At 41.5% G+C, this 20,277-nt stretch carries 15 protein-coding genes; 9 read left to right on the top strand and 6 right to left on the bottom strand.

The window, feature by feature from the left end; translation table 11 throughout:
- Window positions 1–1,430, bottom strand: a 1,430-nt coding sequence (locus C8D94_RS11205) for a proprotein convertase P-domain-containing protein (RefSeq protein ID WP_115124025.1), incomplete at its 3' end; no start/stop codon positions are given.
- Window positions 1,431–1,865: 435 nt separating this feature from the next.
- Entirely contained in the window at window positions 1,866–3,755 is a 1,890-nt protein-coding gene (gene htpG, locus C8D94_RS11200) for a molecular chaperone HtpG (RefSeq protein WP_115124024.1), read from the bottom strand.
- A gap of 274 nt (window positions 3,756–4,029) precedes the next feature.
- Here htpG and C8D94_RS11195 point away from each other — a divergent pair, with 274 nt between their 5' ends.
- Both C8D94_RS11195 and C8D94_RS11190 read left to right on the top strand, forming a co-directional pair.
- On the top strand, window positions 4,030–4,722 hold the full coding sequence (locus tag C8D94_RS11195; protein WP_115124055.1) for a TetR family transcriptional regulator C-terminal domain-containing protein: 693 nt from the start codon (window positions 4,030–4,032) through the stop codon (window positions 4,720–4,722).
- A 40-nt stretch (window positions 4,723–4,762) separates the two neighbouring features.
- A complete protein-coding gene (locus tag C8D94_RS11190; protein ID WP_115124023.1) occupies window positions 4,763–6,082 on the top strand; it encodes an ABC1 kinase family protein in 1,320 nt (439 codons plus the stop codon).
- Window positions 6,083–6,245: 163 nt separating this feature from the next.
- Here C8D94_RS11190 and C8D94_RS11185 read toward each other — a convergent pair whose 3' ends face one another.
- Window positions 6,246–8,699: an alpha/beta hydrolase family protein gene (locus tag C8D94_RS11185; protein ID WP_115124022.1), complete on the bottom strand. Its 2,454-nt coding sequence runs from the start codon at window positions 8,697–8,699 to the stop codon at window positions 6,246–6,248.
- Window positions 8,700–8,889: 190 nt separating this feature from the next.
- Here C8D94_RS11185 and C8D94_RS11180 point away from each other — a divergent pair, with 190 nt between their 5' ends.
- Both C8D94_RS11180 and C8D94_RS11175 read left to right on the top strand, forming a co-directional pair.
- Complete coding sequence (locus C8D94_RS11180; RefSeq protein ID WP_115124021.1) at window positions 8,890–9,894, top strand: 3-oxoacyl-ACP synthase III family protein; 1,005 nt, start codon at window positions 8,890–8,892, stop codon at window positions 9,892–9,894.
- Between the two features lie 680 nt (window positions 9,895–10,574).
- Window positions 10,575–10,934: a CoA-binding protein gene (locus C8D94_RS11175; RefSeq protein WP_115124020.1), complete on the top strand. Its 360-nt coding sequence runs from the start codon at window positions 10,575–10,577 to the stop codon at window positions 10,932–10,934.
- Here C8D94_RS11175 and C8D94_RS11170 read toward each other — a convergent pair.
- A complete protein-coding gene (locus C8D94_RS11170; RefSeq protein ID WP_115124019.1) occupies window positions 10,905–12,368 on the bottom strand; it encodes a sodium:solute symporter in 1,464 nt (487 codons plus the stop codon). The two genes, C8D94_RS11175 and C8D94_RS11170, sit on opposite strands and share 30 nt — an antisense overlap.
- Window positions 12,369–12,480: 112 nt before the next feature.
- Between C8D94_RS11170 and C8D94_RS11165 the strand changes: the two genes are divergently transcribed.
- The 4 genes from C8D94_RS11165 to C8D94_RS11150 all read left to right on the top strand — a co-directional run bounded on the left by C8D94_RS11165 (window position 12,481) and on the right by C8D94_RS11150 (window position 18,227).
- Window positions 12,481–14,970 (top strand): T9SS type A sorting domain-containing protein, encoded by a 2,490-nt coding sequence (locus C8D94_RS11165; protein WP_170134764.1) that lies wholly within the window; start codon window positions 12,481–12,483, stop codon window positions 14,968–14,970.
- A 75-nt stretch (window positions 14,971–15,045) separates the two neighbouring features.
- Entirely contained in the window at window positions 15,046–15,663 is a 618-nt protein-coding gene (recR, locus tag C8D94_RS11160; protein WP_115124017.1) for a recombination mediator RecR, read from the top strand.
- Between the two features lie 6 nt (window positions 15,664–15,669).
- On the top strand, window positions 15,670–16,791 hold the full coding sequence (locus tag C8D94_RS11155) for a glycosyltransferase family 2 protein (RefSeq protein ID WP_115124016.1): 1,122 nt from the start codon (window positions 15,670–15,672) through the stop codon (window positions 16,789–16,791).
- 77 nt (window positions 16,792–16,868) lie between these two features.
- On the top strand, window positions 16,869–18,227 hold the full coding sequence (locus C8D94_RS11150) for a dihydrolipoamide acetyltransferase family protein (protein WP_115124015.1): 1,359 nt from the start codon (window positions 16,869–16,871) through the stop codon (window positions 18,225–18,227).
- 47 nt (window positions 18,228–18,274) lie between these two features.
- Here the strand turns inward: C8D94_RS11150 and C8D94_RS11145 are convergent, their stop codons facing one another.
- Both C8D94_RS11145 and C8D94_RS11140 read right to left on the bottom strand, forming a co-directional pair.
- Entirely contained in the window at window positions 18,275–18,688 is a 414-nt protein-coding gene (locus C8D94_RS11145) for a 3D domain-containing protein (RefSeq protein WP_211308914.1), read from the bottom strand.
- A 146-nt stretch (window positions 18,689–18,834) separates the two neighbouring features.
- On the bottom strand, window positions 18,835–19,452 hold the full coding sequence (locus tag C8D94_RS11140; protein ID WP_115124013.1) for a glutaredoxin family protein: 618 nt from the start codon (window positions 19,450–19,452) through the stop codon (window positions 18,835–18,837).
- A 45-nt stretch (window positions 19,453–19,497) separates the two neighbouring features.
- On the opposite strand from C8D94_RS11140, the gene C8D94_RS11135 reads away from it, so the two are divergent.
- A complete protein-coding gene (locus C8D94_RS11135) occupies window positions 19,498–20,271 on the top strand; it encodes a 3'-5' exonuclease (RefSeq protein ID WP_115124012.1) in 774 nt (257 codons plus the stop codon).
- Window positions 20,272–20,277 lie beyond the last annotated feature (6 nt).

Below are 20,277 nucleotides of genomic sequence, written 5' to 3'. Positions count from 1 at the left end.
GGCATTGGTACCGTAATGTTGGCTCCACAAACTCCAGGGTCGTTGGTCTGTGTAATGTCTGCTGGGCAGGTAATCGTAGGTGCCTCGTTATCCACTACTGTTACTGTGAACTGGCAGGTAGATGTTTCGTTAGGAGCCTCGTCATTGGTCGCGGTGAACTCCACAATGGTGTCACCAATTGGAAATAGCGATCCTGATGCAGGTCCCATGGTCTGGGTTACCGTTACGGTACCACCATTTGGATCAATTGCACCTGGTGTAGCAAAGTTTACTACGGCACCACACTCTCCTGGGTCACTGTTTGACATTACATCGCTAGGGCAAACAATAATAGGATCGTCTGGACCTGGTGCGGTTAGGTCTACTAAGTTAATACAAAAACTATTTAAGTTTCCAGAGTCTCCTCCAGCATCATCATTAATTTCTAGTGTCCAGTCTCCAGTTATTGATTCACCGGAAAAAACAGTATTCATATCTTCTCCAGGACCATCGCCAAAGCCTACTGGAAACGCATTTGCTCCGCCTTCGGCTCGATAATCGGCTTCAACAGGATCTCCAAAGTCTAGATCGGTAATATTATTTGCTGATGCATCTGTAAAAACTAGATCCACAGCAGTGTCAAATGCTGAAGAGCCACCATTATCAGTACAAAGTGCCAATCTAGTTCCCGTTGGAGATACCAATACCATTTCTACATCAGCAGCGAAGGTATGGTCTAGATTAATGGTTACATTGTCAATACTGTAATCTGTACCAATGTTCCCTGTTCCTGTTACAGAAGCAACAGATGGGGTCATTAATCCGGATGTTCCCGTAGCTGGGATAGGTTCAGGAGCATTACCACATTCAGTAATATCGCCACCGCCTCCACCGGGGCCTCCAATAATAGCTATAGTTGCTTCCCATCCGCATGTTTGAACCACTGAACTTGTGCGGAATGCAAAAGTTAAAGAACCGTTTGTTGAGGTAAATGTGGTCATACCTGCATTGGTCATATCTATCAATTCATCTCCATCTGAGGTACTTCTCCATAATTCTGGATCAGGAGACGATGGATTTGTAGCAGTACCCCCACCATTTGTAGCGGTAACAGCGGAATCACCATCAAAAATAGACAACCAATCAAAACTTCCATTTACCCGAAAAGAAGTAAATGTTACTGATATTTGGCTGCCAGGAGGCGCTGAAAGTGTAGTGACAGTAACACAGTTTGAATTTGGGTAATCTCCAGGGTCACCACTACTTGTAGTGGTACAGTCACCACCAGGGCCACCCGTAACTCCATCGGTTGGATCGGTAAATACTTCACCATCTGCTGGCATCACGGTGGTTGTGGTACAGACGGTTTCCGTCACAAATTGGCCGTAGGACGTGGTGGTCCAAACGAATATTCCAATAAGTACGAATAATTTGAGTAATAAATTTTTCATATACATTATTTGTTAAAGATTAATTAAAGTAAAGCTAAGAAAAATGTAAACAACTCACAACGTAAATCGATGTAACACTTTTAATATCGATAAAAAAAAAGCCCCAAATTTGAGGCCGATTTAAATAGAAGTCTTCCTTTTTTAATACTTATCAAGCACTTTACAATTCTTCCATTCTTGGCTACTATCTGAACAATATACAATCCAGAGGCCTGTTATGAGATGTATATGGTCTTCTTAGTTGTCTCTATAGATTCTTGTTGTTCATCAACGTACTCTTCAAGTCGTGAATTGTAGCATTCTCAAACTATATATATTGGAAATTACCCGAAATGGACAGTAAACAGTGTAAAAGTGAAAAACCAATTTCTTGCAATAAAAAAATCCGCTTAATTAAGTTATAAGCGGATTTTTATATGATTATTTGCTTTTTAGCTATTTAATCATCTCATAGCTACGTTTAATAAATTGGGTCATTTGCTCACCCTTCAGCAAACCTTTGCTCAATTTTGCCAAATCCAACGCTTGGGTCGTTAAACGTTCCTTTTTCTTTTGGGTCTTGGTGTTCAGTATTTCACTTACCAGTTCGTGATTGGTGTTCACGATAAGGTTGTACATCTCTGGCATATTTCCCATCCCAAACATGCCTCCGCCGCCGGTTTGTTGCATTTCTTTCATGCGTCGCATGAATTCTGGCTCGGTAATGGTAAATGGGTTTGCGTTACTGTCCATGGCTTCTAGCTGCACCGTAAACGTATCGGAAGGGATGGTTTCAGTAAAAAACGTTTTTAAAGTTTCTTGTTCTTCATCGGTAAGTTTTGAAACGGTATTCTCGTCTTTCTTGATCAGGTTATCTATATGGTCTCCATCTACACGGGCAAAGGTTACGTTTTCTTTTTCAGACTCAAGTTTCTGGATCAAGTGTGAAATAATTGGAGAATCCAGTAACAATACCTCGTAGCCCTTTTCCTTGGCAGTTTCGATATAACTGTGTTGTTCTTCTTTGTTTGAAGCGTACAGCAATACCAATTTGTCGTCCTTATCGGTTTGGTTTGCTGAAACTTTTTCTTTCAACTCATCAAACGTAAAGTAGTTGCCATCTACTGTTGGGAAAAGCATAAATTTCTGTGCTTTCTCGAAGAATTTATCTTCGGTCAACATACCATATTCAATAACAATCTTGATGTCGTCCCATTTCTTTTCGAAATCCTCACGGTTATCGTTAAAGAGCGATTTCAACTTATCTGCCACCTTACGGGTAATATAGCTTGAAATTTTCTTTACGGCTCCATCTGCCTGCAAGTAACTTCTGGAAACGTTTAACGGAATGTCCGGCGAATCTATAACACCGCGAAGCATTGTTAAGAATTCTGGAACAATGCCCTCTACATTATCTGTAACGAACACCTGATTTTGGTAGAGTTGGATTTTATCCTTCTGGATGTTCATATCGTTGGTCATCTTTGGGAAATATAGAATCCCCGTAAGATTGAACGGATAATCCACGTTTAAGTGGATATTGAACAATGGCTCCTCAAACTGCATTGGATACAGTTCTCTATAAAAACTCTTGTAGTCCTCTTCTTTTAAATCGGTAGGCTGCTTTGTCCACGCTGGGTTGGGATTGTTTATAAAATTATCCACCTCTTGCGTAGGTGCAGGGTCTTCTTCTTTTGCATCTTCTGGCTTGGGAAGGGTTTCTGTTTTTGTGCCAAACTTAATGGGGATGGGCATAAACTTGTTGTACTTGCTCAGCAACTCGCTAATCTTGCTCTTTTCCAAAAATTCGGTTTCGTCATCGGCAATATGTAGGATGATTTCGGTACCTCTCTCGGTCTTGTCAGCTTCCTCAAGCGTGTAATTGGGCGATCCGTCACAGGTCCAGTGCGCTGCTGGCTCATCCTTGTAACTCTTGGTGATGATTTCAACTTTATCTGCCACCATAAAGGCGGAATAGAACCCAAGACCAAAATGACCAATGATTCCAGCCTCTTCGCCTTGCTTGTCCTTGTACTTCTCAATAAACTCCTCGGCTCCCGAGAAAGCAATCTCGTTGATGTATTTCTCAACCTCTTCTTTTGTCATTCCAATCCCCTGGTCTATAATATGGAGCTGCTTTTTCTCCTTGTCCAGTTTCACCTCAATGACGGGGTTGCCGTATTCCACTTTTGCCTCTCCAATGTTGGTAAGGTGCTTAAGCTTGAGCGTGGCATCTGTGGCGTTGCTGATCAACTCACGAAGAAATATCTCGTGGTCACTGTATAAAAACTTCTTGATGAGCGGAAAGATATTCTCTACCGCTACGTTTATAGTTCCTGTACTCATATTGTATGTTTTTTGTTTTGCTGAAATGTTAATCTACCCATGAATGGCAAAGAAAATACCACAGTTGTATTGCTGACAGGTTGTCACAAACTTGCGACAGGAAAAGTTACGTCTCGAAAAAGAAATGGGAAGTTTTTTTCGATACAACCTCAAGACACAATTTTTAACACAACATTTTGTTTAATGATAATTAAATTTGGTTAAACAAATTGTATCTTTGCACATATTAGAAAGTCATAAATGATTGATTTTCTGTTTGATAAAACAGAGTGATATGAGTGCGAAAAAAACAACTACTTCAAAAAAAAGGACAGCCAGGGATACTATCATAGCTGGTTATATGGAATATGTCCTAGAGAATGAGCGACTGCCCAAAAGCGTTTATAAATTTTGTAAGGAACAAAACACCACAGAGGCGGAGTTTTATAAGAACTTTGGAAGCTTTGAGGGTTTACAACAAGAAATCTGGAACAGCTTTTTTGACCATTCCATGAAATTGGCGCACCAAAATAAGGGGTATGGGCAATTCAGCAACAAAGAGAAGATGCTTACTTTCTTTTTTACCTTTTTTGAAATGCTCACGGCCAATAGGAGCTATGTGCTCTTTGCTTTAAAGGAGAAACAGGATATGATGAAAAACCTTCGCCAGTTAAAAGGGCTGCGACTTAGGGTAAAGGAATTTTCGGGGAGCTTGATCGAGGAGGGCAACGAGGAAAAACAGTTGGAAATATTAAAACAACCCGTTTCCGTATTTTCTGAAGGAGCTTGGTTGCAAACATTGTTTATCCTGAAATATTGGATGGAAGATAATTCTCCGAATTTCGAGAAGACAGATGTGGTCATCGAGAAATCGGTTCGTGCGGTTTTCGACGTCTTTCAAACAACGCCCTTGGAAAGTGTGCTGGATTTCGGGAAATATTTGTGGAAGGAACGTTTCGGCCATCAACCGCAAACCTCAAACAGTTAAACAACTCAATATTGCAATTATATTTTAATCCACTTTTTATTTGAAAACACTAGACAGCATACCCACGGGAAAAATATCACGAGCTACACAGCTGGTAAAGACAGGTGTTAAAGTTGGTGGTAATTATTTGAAGTATTATGGTGAGAAATTGGTAGATGGCACCACTAGCAAGGATAAGCTCAACCAAGAAAATGCTGCCGATATTTACGATGGTCTCAAGAACCTGAAAGGATCTGCACTCAAGGTAGCTCAAATGTTGAGTATGGAAAAAAACATTATGCCCAAGGCCTACGTAGAAAAATTCTCATTGGCGCAATTCTCGGTCCCACCTTTGTCCGCTCCTTTGGTTCGAAGGACATTTTTGAGGTATTTTGGCATGTCACCAGATAAATTGTACGATGATTTTAATGCACAATCTGTTGCTGCTGCTAGCATTGGCCAAGTACACGAAGCTTATAAAGACCAAAAAAAACTAGCTGTGAAAATCCAGTACCCAGGGGTTGCGGAGAGTATAAGTAGTGACTTGGCATTGGTAAAGCCAGTTGCCATGAAAATGTTCAATATCAAGGGAAGGGACAGCGAGAAATATTTTAAGGAAGTTGAAGGAAAGTTAATCGAGGAAACCGATTATATATTAGAGGTTCAACAAAGCAAACAAATTACTGAATCTTGCGCACATATTCCCAATTTAACTTTTCCGGAGTATTACCAAGATCTCTCCAACGAAAAAATAATTACGATGGATTGGATGGAAGGGCAGCACCTTTCAGAATTCACCAAGAGTAACCAAGATCCTGAGAAGGCGAACAAACTTGGACAGGCATTGTGGGATTTTTATATGTACCAGATGCATGTCCTCAAGAAAGTTCACGCAGATCCTCACCCTGGAAACTTTTTGGTATCGGAAGAAGGAACATTAATCGCCATAGACTTTGGATGCATAAAAGAAGTGCCTGAAGAATTTTATACACCTTATTTTGAGCTTGCGGTACCAGAAAATATAGACAACCCAAATATTTTCTTGGAGAAGCTCTACCAGCTGGAAATCTTGAAAGCAAGTGATTCTGAAGCTGAGACCGAGTTTTTTTCAGAATTGTTTCACGAGATGCTCAGTTTGTTCACACAACCGTTCCATCACGAGCGATTTGATTTTAGTGATAAAAACTTCTTCGGGAAAATAGCTGAAATGAGCGACAAATATTCAAAAGACCCCGAATTACGTAAAATGAACGGAAATAGAGGCTCCAAACATTTTCTGTACATCAACAGAACTTTTTTCGGTCTCTATAATCTATTGAACGATCTTGGAGCAGATGTAGTGATCAATCAATATAAAGAGTATTCAACATCAAAACTTTAACAATTTTTTGTTTAAATCAATTATAGTTAACTTAAACAAAATCGTATCTTTATGGTAATCAAAATGGGATAATAGAATTGCTATGAAAAAGAGTAACTTTCTATTATTTATTGGTTAGGTTGTTTTAAGAAAGGGAAGCTTTACGGCTTCCCTTTCATTATTTTTATTTCTTTATTTCTGATGTAGTTTTAAGACTGTTCTCACTCTTGTTCTTAACGTAGTCTTCCAGCCAAGTGTCTTGCTCCCACAAGAGATGCAAAATACTTTCTTTGGCTCTATACCCATGACTTTCCTTTGGTAGCATTACCAATCTTGCCGGAGCTCCCAGTCCTTTAAGGGCATTAAAGTAACGTTCACTTTGCAACGGATACGTACCCGAATTGTTATCTGCTTCACCGTGGATCAATAATAGTGGAGTTTTCATCTTATCGGCATGCATAAAGGGTGACATCGTGTAATAGGTATCTGGCGAGTCCCAATAGCTACGCTGCTCACTTTGGAAACCAAAAGGGGTTAATGTACGGTTATATGCACCACTTCTGGCAATTCCTGCGGCAAACAGGTCGCTGTGGCTCAAAAGGTTTGCAACCATAAAAGCACCATAGCTGTGGCCGCCTACCGCAACTCGATCCCTATCTATGTAGCCAAGTGCATCTACAGCATCTATGGCCGCTTTGGCATTACCTACTAACTGTTCCCTGAAGGTATCGTTAGGCTCTTCATCTCCCTCTCCTACAATAGGGAAGGCAGCATCATCCAGTACTACATACCCGCGGGTAACCCAATAAATGGGACTTCCATAGTAAGGATATATAAACTCGTTGGGGTTTGTAGTGTTTTGTGAAGCACTGTTCTTGTCCTTAAATTCTCGTGGATACGCCCAGAGAATCATGGGCATTTTCTCTTTTTTGCTTTTGTCATAGCCTACGGGAAGATACAGGGTTCCCTGTAGTTCCAGTCCGTCATCCCGCTTGTAGGTTATTACTTCTTTATGTACGTTCTGTAAGCTCTTGTAAGGGTTTTCAAAAGAGGTAACGGGGCTTAAACTCTCTTTCTTTTTAATATTTCTGAAATAATAATTTGGATACTCATTGGGCGATTCAATACGCACCAAAACTTTCCCCTTGCTCAAATCTACAGCGTCCACAAGCGTCTCTTTTTTGTCGGTATAGGACGATTGATAGATCCTTTTGGTGTTTTGTGATTGTAGGTCAAATTCATCTATAAACGGGAATTGTCCCTCTTCAGAATAGCCTGCCCCCATTAAATAGGCTGTTCCTTTATCCATAGAAAGCACATATCGGTTATACTGGTTGCGCTTGGTCACAAAATTCCCTGGATCGCTGTACCGGTCCTGGTAATTTCGGTCGCTAACTATTTTCGCTTCTGCTCCAGGGTCCTGCGGATTGAAAAGATAGGTTTTGGTGTTCCGGTCATTCCACCAATAATCATACGCAATGGCAGTGGTCTCGTTACCCCAGGTAATTCCTGAAAACCGATTTTTGGTCTTGGTGATCTGGATGCCTCTTCCCGTAAATGGAGCTTCCAGTTGGTATACAATATCACGATACCCCACCTTGTTCTCTGGGTCACCACCATCTTGTGCCTCTACGTAATACAATGTAGCGGGTTTGTCGTCACGCCATGACATATTTCGTTTTCCTGTTCGGGTTGCCATAAAACCTTTTGGTCTCACCTCGTCCAAAGGGACATTGTTCACCAGGTGCACTTCATTTCCAGTTTTTGAATATACCGTTTCTGTATACGGAAATCTGTAATAGGGTACCAAATAGGAGAACGGTTTTTGTATTTCTGAAACGAGTACATATTCCCCATCTGGCGAAAAACTGATACTGCGGTACATGCCCTTTGGTAAAAAGTCTGCAACCATCCCGCCAATGGTCACCTTTTTTATTTCTGAAAGTGCCAATTGCTCAAAATTGGCTTCGTCATTTGGGTTCTTCAAGAGATCTTGATAGGTTCTGTTCTGCGCTTTGGCACCATCGCTTACAGAGATGGTTGGACCCGTGGGGACTGCTTCGGCGGTATTTATGAGTTCTTTTCTGCTATCGGGGAGCATCTTTACCAGGAGCGCATTACTATCCTTAAACCAGTTAATGGCGTCGCGCAAGTTTGCATTTACGTTGGGTGGCGTGATTTTTTTTACGGTTGCATTTTCAATATCCAAAATCCACACCGCAACACCTTCGGTAGAAGTATTCAGGAAAGCGATCATCTTCTGGTTGGGCGACCATGAGAAACCAGACAGGCGAGGGTTTTGTGGTAGTCCCGCAACCTGTTTCCCTTCTTTGGCTGAAGCTTTCTTAACCTCTATATTGTTGTAATAATTGGTACGGCTCCCTATGTTGGTCTTGGGATTTATCCGGAGTCCACCCAAGCGTAGCTCAATTTCTGAAAGTTCCTGTATGCTTTTATAGCGATCGCGGTATAGCAGCACAACATTTTCAGCAGCATCGTCCATTAATACCGAGGGTGCCAAGGGAGCATCTACTAGGTCTAAAATTTCCTTTGGGGGTTGCTGGTAACCAGTGGTTTCCTGAGCAAGAAATGATGTTCCCAACAGTAGGAACACGATTAAAGTGGTGAGTTTTTTCATGATGCATAAATTTTCAGTCAAGATACGCATTTTCACAGTGAAACAGAAACGGGAATGGCAACTAAGAAGCTTTAGGAAATTAGGGTAAGAGGGGGCGACAAACTTACTATGCGTGCATAACAACAAATTTCAGAAAATTTCGGTTCAAACCTTTAAATAGGTATCTTTCCCAAGTTATTTCAATAGACCTATGTTTACATCAAAAATTAGTGGCCTTGGGCATTATGTTCCGGAAAATGTGGTCACCAACGAGGATCTTTCTAAATTAATGGACACCAACGATGCGTGGATCCAAGAGCGAACGGGGATCAAGGAGCGTCGTCACATTAAAAAAGGCGATGGAAATTCTACTTCGATAATGGGAGTGAAGGCTGCAACAATCGCTCTGGAGCGTGCCAGCCTGTCGCCCAAGGATATAAATATGATCGTGTTTGCGACGCTGAGCCCAGATATGTATTTCCCTGGAGGGGGAGTGCAGGTACAGGAGCTTATGGGAATGCGTACTATTCCTGCCTTGGATGTGCGTAACCAGTGTAGCGGGTTTGTGTATGCTATTTCTGTGGCAGACCAATTTATAAAAACCGGGATGTATAAAAACGTCCTCGTAATTGGTTCAGAGAACCATAGTGGCGGACTAGATTTTACCACACGTGGAAGAGGAGTCTCGGTGATTTTTGGCGATGGGGCAGGAGCTGCAGTAGTATCAAGAAATGAAGGGGAGGGCGGCATACTTTCCACGCACTTACATTCTCAAGGTAAACATAAAGATGAGCTAGCATTGCAAGGGCCCAGCACCAACCATTGGGTGCCAGAGATCATTGCTGAGAATCCACAGGAGGATATTCCCTATTATCCGTATATGAATGGCCAGTTTGTGTTCAAGCACGCCGTGGTACGCTTTGCCGAAGTAATAAACGAAGGGCTGGAGGCGAACAAGCTGCAGGCTTCGGACATCGATATGCTTATCCCGCACCAGGCCAATTTGCGTATCTCTCAATTTATACAGAAAAAGATGCGGTTGAGTGACGACCAAGTGTTCAACAATATCCAAAAATATGGAAACACCACTGCGGCCTCTATCCCCATTGCACTGTCTGAAGCTTGGGAGCAGGGTAAGATAAAAAAAGGGGACCTAGTGGTATTGGCTGCTTTTGGTAGTGGTTTTACCTGGGGGAGTGCAATTATACGGTGGTAGCTTTGGTGCTTTGTTATTTGCTTACCCAAGTAAGGATATCTAGCTACCTTTAACTTGGACACTAAATAGTATTCCGGAAAAGAAAAGAGCCGCGTTTCCCCAAACACGGCTCTTTAACAAAAAAACTAAAACTCCTCAGATTTTAGTCAATTATCTAAGTTTCAAAAGTACACAGCGTATAGCTTCAAAAAAATACCCTTTACAGGGTATATTAAAAAAACCTCCCAAATAGCTTCGGGAGGTTTTTGCCTACATATAGTAAATTTTTTAAAGGCTAATTCAAATAATTTATAAACTGTTAGGCTTTATATTTTATAAGACTTGTTGAAATATCAAAAGTTTCAATGATTTGCTATAATTAACTTTTTAGTAACATTTCTTAAATAAAAACCCAGAGTCTAGAACCCTGGGTTTTCGTTTTTGCTGCTATTATTAACACTAACCATCAACGTAAAAATTTTCACAACAAAAACTTGAAATATTTCTATTATATAGACGGAAGGAGTTTGCTATTGTTACAGCACATTTCAATTTTAACACACTTTTGGGTTTCTTGATTAAAATAGCTGAAAAATTATCTTGAAATTTAGCGTTATGAAATGCCCATCAACATATCGCAAGCACACCAAAAATAAATGTTTGGGCATTCCATTTTCCACCTTATCAAATTTTATATACAGATGAAAAAAACACTAGTAGTGGGTGCAAGCCTAAAACCCAACAGGTATTCTAACATAGCCATACAAAGACTGGCAGCCTATAATGTTGAGGTTGAGGCCATAGGGTTGCGCAAAGGTGTTGTAGCTGGGGTAGAGATTGCTGCAGAGAAAATTCCTTTTGAAAACATACACACCGTAACCTTATATTTAAACCCTAAAAGACAAGAGGAATATTATAATTATATAATTTCACTCAAACCGAAACGTGTTGTTTTTAACCCTGGGACCGAGAATCCTGAATTCTACGAACTGCTTCGTAGCGAGAGGGTTGAAGTAGAGGTGGCCTGTACATTAGTGCTCCTTAGCACGAACCAGTACTAGTCCAAGAAAGGTTAATAATCCATTAAGGATCAATATAAAGAAACCGAATTCAAAATTAAACCATTCCAGACTTGCATAGCTAATGGCATAACCCACAAAGGGTGTGGCTATGGCTATGAGCGGTACCCATCTATCCTTCACGCTCCATTTGCTGAAAAGCCCAAAAGCATACAGCCCCAATAAAGGTCCGTACGTATATCCTGCAAAAACAAACAGTTTCACGATTACCGAAGCATCCCCTATCACATAGTTGAAAAATATAATCACAAAAATGAGCACCAGGGACATCACTATGTGTACGCGTTTCCGAATCTTGATCTGTTCTGCAGGGCTTTTTTTCTTCTCAATCCCCAAAATATCTATACTGAACGAGGTTGTGAGAGAAGTCAATGCACTATCCGCACTACTGTAGGCTGCTGCAATGAGTCCCAGCAGAAAAAATATGGCAAGGCCCATACCCAAACCAGAATCTACTGCGATGGTAGAGAATAATTTATCCTTAACTGCATCAATTCCGTTTTGCTGTGCGTAGAGCGTTAGCAGTAAACCTAAGCCCAAGAAAATTATATTTACAATAGTAAGTACTACGGTGAACCAGAACATGTTTTTCTGTGCATCTTTCAAGTTTCGGCAGGTAAGGTTCTTTTGCATCATATCCTGGTCCAGCCCTGTCATAACAATAGCTATAAAGGCACCGCTTATAAATTGCTTAAAAAAGTACTGCCCGCTCTTGTAATCTTCAAAAAAGAAAATCTGCGACATATCGCTTTCAGCAAGGGTGTTTATAATGTTGCCTCCTGCAATCCCTAGGCCCTCTGATACATAATAGATGCCAACCCCCAATGCCAAGAGCATGAACAGTGTCTGCAGGGTGTCCGTCCATACAATGGTTTTAATACCACTTTTAAAGGTGTATAGCCAGATGAGCAATATGGTAATGGTCACCGTGACCCAGAAGGGAACACCTTGCTGGCCAAAAAAGGGCATTTTGTCAAAAACCAAATCCTGGAGCACTATCGCCACCAAATACAATCTGAAACTCGCCCCAACGATCCTTGAAAGTAAAAAAAACGAGGCGCCGGTTTTATAGGAGGCAACCCCAAACCTTCCTTCCAGGTAAGTATAGATAGACGTAAGGTTAAGCCTATAATACAATGGAAGTAGCACTAAGCCAATCACAGCATACCCAACGGTATATCCCAAGACTACTTGAAAATAACTGAAACTATCTGCCTCCACATTTCCCGGCACCGAAATAAAGGTAACCCCGCTCAACGAGGCGCCAATCATTCCAAATGCCACCAGATACCATGGCGATTGTTTCCCTGCCTTAAAAAAATCTGAATTACTGCCGCCTTTGTTCGTGAGAAATGAAATGAGCAATAAAACTCCAAAATAACCTCCAATCAAGAGTAATATGTGTAAGGGTTGCATAATGAATAAGACTTTAAGGGTGGATGTAAAAATACAAAGTTTGAACTCCCAAACATTTTATTTTTTAATACATTTGAAACCGTTTGAATATAAGTCAACTAAGTATCTGTTTATGAAAAAGAAGCAAATCCTCTTTACGTTCCTTTTGGTGCTGGGCAATATAACATTGTATGCACAGCAATATTTAGAAATGATAGATGCCGGAACCTTTCCCGTTGCAGAGATAATCCAAGAAGCCGAAAACTATTTTGAAGGAAAAGATAAAGGCCGCGGAAGTGGTTATAAACAGTTTAAGCGCTGGGAATATATGGCAACGCGCCTCCAGAATGAGAACGGATATGTATCTACAATCACTGAAAATCTTTCTGAGTTACAACGATACAACCAGTATTTAAATGAAACTTCCCAGAACCGCCAGTCCTTAAACGATAACTGGCAGGAAATGGGGCCACGATACAAAAATGGCACCACAAGTTGGAACCCCGGAGTAGGGAGGGTAACAGGGATTGCCATAGACCAAAATAATGCAGATCACATTATAATTGGCGCAAACACTGGCGGAGTTTGGAAAACCTTGGATGGCGGTGAGACCTGGCAACCATTAGGGGATACCTTTACAAATCTAACAGTGTATTCGGTTGCTATCGATCCATTGGATAGCGACACGTATTATTTCGGCTCCTCAAGTGGGCTTGTTTTCAAATCTATCGATGGGGGCGCTACGTGGAGCCAATTGGCAGATATGAGCAACTCGCTCATCAACAAGATTGTAATCCATCCAACAAATAACAGCATTATGTTCGCCTGCTCACAAAACGCCGGTATCTATCGCTCTACTGATGCTGGAGCAACTTGGTCCAATCTGGGCATAGACACCAATGCCTACGACATAGAATTTAAACCCGGTGATCCTAACACGGTATACGCCAGTGGGGTAGATTTTCATGTCTCTACAGATGGTGGAGCAAATTTCAATACAATAGCTGGATTCAATTTTGGTCCAAAGATGATTGGCGTCTCGCCAGATAACGCAAACCGAGTGTATGTGATTGCGGCAGATGGTGGCTCGTTCAATGGATTTTATATTTCAGATGATAGCGGAACTACTTTTATGGAAAGAATCCATACGGGCCGAAACTATTTTGGCTACGATACCGCAGGCTTTGAACCGGGCGGACAGGCACCACGGGATATGGATATTGCAGTTAATCCCAACGATGCTGACGAAGTTCACATAGCAGGTATCCTAACGTGGCGCTCTACCGATGCGGGCATTACCTTTTCTTGCACGGCAGACTGGGTGCCAGGGGCCGCAGTAAATGCAAACATTGGTTATTGCCATGCCGATGTGGATATCATGCTCTTTAATGGCAACACTCTTTTTGTTGGTTCAGACGGTGGAATCTATAAAGCTGAAGACACCGCAAACATCAATGCAGATTATTATGAAGATATCACCGAAGGGATAGGCATTAGGCAATTTTACAAAATAGGTATTTCCCAAACAGTCAGTACTGTTATCACAGGTGGAAGCCAAGATAACGGAAGTTCCTATTTCAGTGATGCCTCGGGATGGATAGACTGGATTGGAGCAGATGGTATGGAAGGCTTCGTGGACAAAGATGATACCAATGTTATGTATGGGATGATACAGTTTGGCGGTATGTACAGGACAGACGATGCTGCAAACACGCTAATGGGATTAAATAACCCCTCCAGTGGTAATTGGGTAACGCCTTTCGAGCAAGACCCAACAGAAACCAACACTATATATGCTGGTTATCAAAGAGTGTACAAGTCTACCAATAAAGGGAATTCCTGGAACGCAATCTCCCAGAACTTTGGAGCTAATCTGGACCACTTGAAAATTGCTAGCTCGAACAACCAGATCATGTATGCCAGTAGGGGTTTTTTAATGTACAAAACAAACGATGGCGGTGCAACAAACTGGGAACAAGTAACCAGTCCTGGAGGTACTATTAACGAAATAGCCATTCACCCTACCAACCCTAACAAAATTGCTGTGGCCACTACAGGGAATTTTAAAGTGCTCGTTTCTGAAGACGGTGGAGAGTCCTGGGAAAACTACAGGTACAATCTCCCTGATTTTAGTGCATTGACCGTAGTATGGCATGATAATGGTTCAGATGGATTGTATGTGGGGATGGACTATGGCATTTATTATATAGATAGGGGCATTGCGGAATGGCAACCTTTCAGCAACAATCTTCCCAACGTGATTATTAACGAACTGGAAATAAATACTGAAACAAACCATATCTACGCAGGTAGCTATGGGCGTGGATTATGGGTATCTCCCACGGCAGATGCCAACCCATTGGGGATAGGGGAGACGGTACTTTCAGAAACCATATCGCTCTACCCAAATCCAGCTTCAAATATAGTGAGTATTGCCACTTCAGCGCCTTTTACGAGTTCTATACGAATTTATGACGCATTGGGTAAACTGGTGCATTTGGAAAAGGACAAACAAATTACCTTGGGAGCTACCCTAGACATTTCTAAGTTACAGCCTGGGGTGTATTATGTTCGGTTCAATTCTGAAAAAGGAACGGCCACGAAGAAATTGATAGTGAAATAACACAGTATAAATGTATTGTGAATGCTTTAGAAATGACAACCCATTTCTAAAGCATTTTTTTTATCTTCACATCCCATGGAATTCTCCTCAAAATTATTGGAAAATGCCGTTAACGAAATGTCCCAACTCCCTGGCATTGGGAAGCGTACGGCTTTACGACTGGTGCTGCATTTGTTGCGCCAACCCGGGCAACAAACAGCCCTACTTGCCGAAAGCCTCCAAAAAATGAGGGAGGAAATCAATTTTTGTAAAAGTTGTCATAATATTTCAGATACCCAACTGTGTGAGATTTGCGCCAATCCCAACCGAAATGAAAAAATAGTTTGTGTTGTGGAAGATGTTCGTGATGTAATGGCAATCGAGAATACCAGTCAATACAAAGGGCACTACCATGTTCTGGGGGGAAAGATATCTCCCATGGACGGAATTGGCCCTGGAGAATTGACTATTCAATCTTTAGTAGAAAAAGTAAAGGAGGGAACGGTAGAAGAATTGATCTTTGCCCTTAGTTCCACGATGGAAGGCGACACCACAAATTTCTACATTTTTAAGCAAATTGAAGAGTACGATATTACTACGACTACCATTGCCAGGGGAATTTCGGTAGGAGACGAGCTGGAATATGCAGATGAGGTAACCTTGGGTAGAAGCATACTGCACAGGGTGCCTTTTGAAAATTCCTTAAAAAATTAATCGCCGGTGAAACTTTCCGTAATCATCCTTAATTACAACGTTGCCTATTTTCTTAGGCAGTGTATCATAAGTGCACAAAGGGCTATAGGAAACCTTGAGGCAGAAATTATTGTGATAGACAATGCTTCGGCAGACCATAGTTGTGAAATGGTAAAGCGGGACTTTCCTAGTGTTATCTTGATTGAAAATAAAGAGAATGTAGGATTCAGCAAGGCAAACAACCAAGCAGTCTCAGTTGCAAAAGGCGAATTTATTTGTATCCTGAACCCAGATACGGCAGTGGCCGAGGATACTTTTGTTAGGTGTATACAAAAGGCAGAAAAATTGCCTGACCTTGGTGCTTTAGGGGTGTATATGTTGGACGGGACCGGAAATTTCCTGCCCGAAAGCAAACGGAACCTACCCACCCCAAAAGCCTCTTTCCTAAAATTGATAGGGTTTACAAAAAAATACTATGCTACTCATATTTCCGAAGAAAACGAAGGAGAGGTAGAGGTTTTGGTAGGGGCATTTATGTTTATGAAAAAGAGCATTTACAATGAGGTAAATGGTTTTGATGAAGACTATTTTATGTACGGGGAAGATATAGACCTGTCCTATAAAATTACCCAGGCTGGGTATAAAAATTACTATCTGGGTACCGCTGAGACTTTGCATTATAAAGGAGAGAGTACCCAAAAAGATGCTGCGTATCTACAACGTTTCTATGGGGCGATGCAAATTTTTTACAAAAAGCATTTTAACTCCAACCTATTGCTGGACCTTTCGGTCAAGACAGGGGTGTGGACTGCAAAATTACTAAAAACCAAAAATATAGCAGAAGGAAAAAAAGGGACACCCACACCTTCCCGAGCCATTGTTATTACGGACAACTTGGCAATGCTCAAGGGGCTTTCGGCAGTGGTGGAACAACCTTTAAAATCAGTCTCAAAAAGTATTTTTCAGGACGGTAGTGTACAAGAAACATTAGTGGTTTTTGATGCAGATTACATTCCATATACGCAAATCTTCAACGTAATGAGGCAGTATAGAAATTTGGGCAATCAGTTTCGTATCCGTCCGCCGGGTTGCTCGTTCATCATTGGGAGCGACCAGAGCGACGACAAGGGAGGCGTGGTTCAGTTTTAACAAATTTCCCCAAAATGAAATCACAAAGCCGTAAATTTTGATTAATTTTGCACTCGTAAAAAATAGAACAATTTGTAATGGCAACATTTGAACTGAAACTACCTAAAATGGGCGAAAGTGTAGCAGAAGCTACCCTTACCAACTGGCTAAAAGATGTGGGAGACACCATTGAAGCCGACGAAGCGGTGCTGGAAATAGCTACCGATAAAGTAGATAGCGAAGTGCCCAGCGAGGTAGATGGTGTTTTAAAAGAAAAATTGTTTGATGTGGACGACGTGGTCCAAGTAGGACAAACCATAGCCATTATTGAGATTGAAGGTGAAGCAACTACCACAGAAACTACTAAGGCAAGTGATACAGAAATGACGGCCCCGGAGCCCAAAACTGTTGCTGCCGTTGAAGAGACTATAACCGCTGCAAAAGAAACTACCCAAGTGTCCATAGAAAGTACGAGCGATCGTTTTTACTCTCCGTTGGTAAAAAATATGGCTAAGGAAGAAGGTGTCTCGCAAGCTGAACTGGACGCGATCCAAGGTACCGGAAAAGATGGACGGGTGACCAAAAACGATATGATTTCGTATTTGGAGAACCGTACTTCCGCTCCGCTCCGCACACCTGAGGCTAAAGGCAGCCAGCAGGATAGTACACCTAAAACTGCTGTGGAGGCTAAAAACCCTGCTACTGCAAAAGCTGCTGCATCTAAGGCGGCTCCGGTTTCGGTAAATAGTGGCGATGAGATTATTGAAATGACCCGTATGGGTAAATTAATTTCGCACCACATGGTAGCCAGTGTACAAACCAGTGCCCACGTGCAGAGTTTTGTAGAGTGCGACGTGACCAATATATGGAACTGGCGTAAAAAAGTGAAGGACAGTTTTGCAAAACGAGAAGGCGAAAACCTTACGTTTACCCCAATATTTATGGAGGCCGTTGCAAAAGCATTAAAGGAGTATCCAATGATGAACATTGCCGTAGATGGCGATACCATCATAAAAAGAAAAAATATTAATCTTGGAATGGCTGCTGCTCTGCCAGATGGTAATTTGATTGTTCCTGTAATAAAAAATGCCGACCAATTAAACTTGGTGGGCATGAGTAAAGCTGTAAACGATCTTGCGAACCGTGCTAGAAACAATGCGTTGAAGCCGGATGAAATACAGGGAGGAACATATACAGTGACCAACGTAGGTACCTTTGGTAGCATTATGGGGACACCTATCATCAATCAGCCGCAGGTTGGAATTTTAGCTTTGGGAGCCATACGGAAGGTGCCTGCCGTAATAGAAACCCCTGATGGCGATTTTATAGGCGTTCGCTATAAAATGTTCTTAAGCCATAGCTACGACCACCGTGTGGTAAATGGCGCTTTGGGCGGACAGTTTGTAAAAGCTGTAGCAGATTATCTGGAGGCTTGGGATGTGAATAGGGAGGTATAGTATTTGTTCTCTAGGAGCATATTAACGAGCAGCCATTACAGTAAAAACTATAACGATTGTTGGAGTTTGTCAAATTTACCCTCTTTGTTTTTGGGGTTATAGATTAATTCTACGGTTCTTTTGCCCCAATTACGGGCAGCTTTTTCGTTCAACCCCATATAGATATCTATTTTGTTTTTCCAGCGTTTGTTCATTTTGTCCTTCACAACATAAATTCCTGGCATTCCTTTAATTTCAACCTCTTCGTTGTGGTCCAACCCCTTTTTTATAAGATCTCTGGAAACAGCAATAGCGCGCTCACCAGGTACAAGAATATCACCCCATGCGGCCAAGGAAGGATTTCCTTTTTTTGTTTGTCGTTCAACTGAATTATATGCGGTAGCTGTAACAGTTATGGTTTTTTCAGTATTCTTTTCAGCTGAAACATAACTACTCTGTAAATTATTTTCGCATCCTGTCATAAAAAGAACTGACACCAATGGTACAAGTATGTTTCTGGATATAAGATTCATTATCAATAATATACGGTTATTCAAACAGAATTGTAGTTAAAAACTTCTTAATCTATTGAAAATGAAAGTATTGGTGTTTGTCGGAGAAGCTATTATTATTTATCACCTAATAGGTTGATGATATCCTCTAGCGCTTCATACCCAAAAATAGTTTCGGTCCTGTTCCAGATAACAGGAAACCGTATTTTAGTTTCATTGGTTAATTTTCGCTCTATAAAAGCCATAAACTGTCGGTATATCACAGGGTCCTCATTGATATTGAACACGCGGTGCTCTAATCTTTTTTCGGTAAGGGCTTCAGAAAGGGCGGTACATTGTTCACAGTCTTCAGTAGAAAATAGCACCAGCCTGTTCTTGATATTCTTTTCTATGTCCTTAACCTGCTTATCGTGTGTAATGTTCACATTGCGCTGTTCTTCGTTCACGATCAAATCATACGTATAGCTGGATTCTTGGTCAGCTATTTCAATTAAGGTGATCATAGGTATTTTCTTGCCTGGCGGGATGTCCTTTAAGACGGGCTTGTCGGCACTTCTTCGGTACCCTGTGGCATTTACCATTAGGAACACATTCAGTGTGTCGCCAGTCTTGTTTTCGGCCATAAGCACGGTGCGCTTGCCTTTTTTCTTTTCGGTAATGAGCACTTTCAACCCCTGTGCATAAGAGCCAAGTGAGACGAATAATATACTGATAAAAAGTAATCTTTTAGCCATATCACAAAAATAACAATTACTACCTTTGTAGCACAAACTGTACCAATGGAATTAAAGCTTACAAGACCTATTTGTTTTTTCGACCTCGAAACTACGGGAACCAACGTCGCCAAAGACCGCATCGTAGAAATTGCAATCTTAAAAGTCTTTCCCAACGGAAATAAGGAAAGCCATACATGGCGGGTAAACCCCACCATACCCATCCCGCCCGCCACTACCGCAATTCACGGAATAAGCGACGAGATGGTAGCAAACGAACCTACTTTTAAAGAGTTAGGACCAAAGATACAGGAGATGTTAAAGGATAGTGATTTGGCCGGATATAATAGTAATAGGTTCGATATTCCCTTGCTTGCCGAAGAGCTTGAGAGAGCCGAGATAGACCTGGATCTCAAAAAAAACCTCGCCGTAGATGTGCAGACTATCTTCCACAAGAAAGAGAAACGTACCCTAGAGGCAGCCTATAAATTCTATTGCGATAAAGAACTGGTAGATGCCCATAGTGCAGCGGCCGATACCAATGCAACTTACGAAGTACTGAAAGCCCAACTGGATAGGTATGACGATCTTGAGAACGATACTAAATTCCTCTCAAAATACAGCGCACACAAAAACTATGTAGATTTTGCAGGGTACATTGGCTACGACAAGCAAGGCCGCGAGGTGTTCTCATTTGGAAAGCATAGGGGAAAATTGGTCGAAGAAGTGATGGAGCAGGAGCCAGGGTACTTTGGTTGGCTCTTAAACGCAGACTTCCCGTTGTACACCAAGAAAATTCTAACAAGACTGAAACTTCAAAAACTGAACAACAAATTGTAAATCTTA

Source organism: Marinirhabdus gelatinilytica, assembly GCF_003353425.1.
Taxonomy (GTDB): domain Bacteria; phylum Bacteroidota; class Bacteroidia; order Flavobacteriales; family Flavobacteriaceae; genus Marinirhabdus; species Marinirhabdus gelatinilytica.
This window is presented reverse-complemented; position numbering and strand designations above follow the sequence as displayed.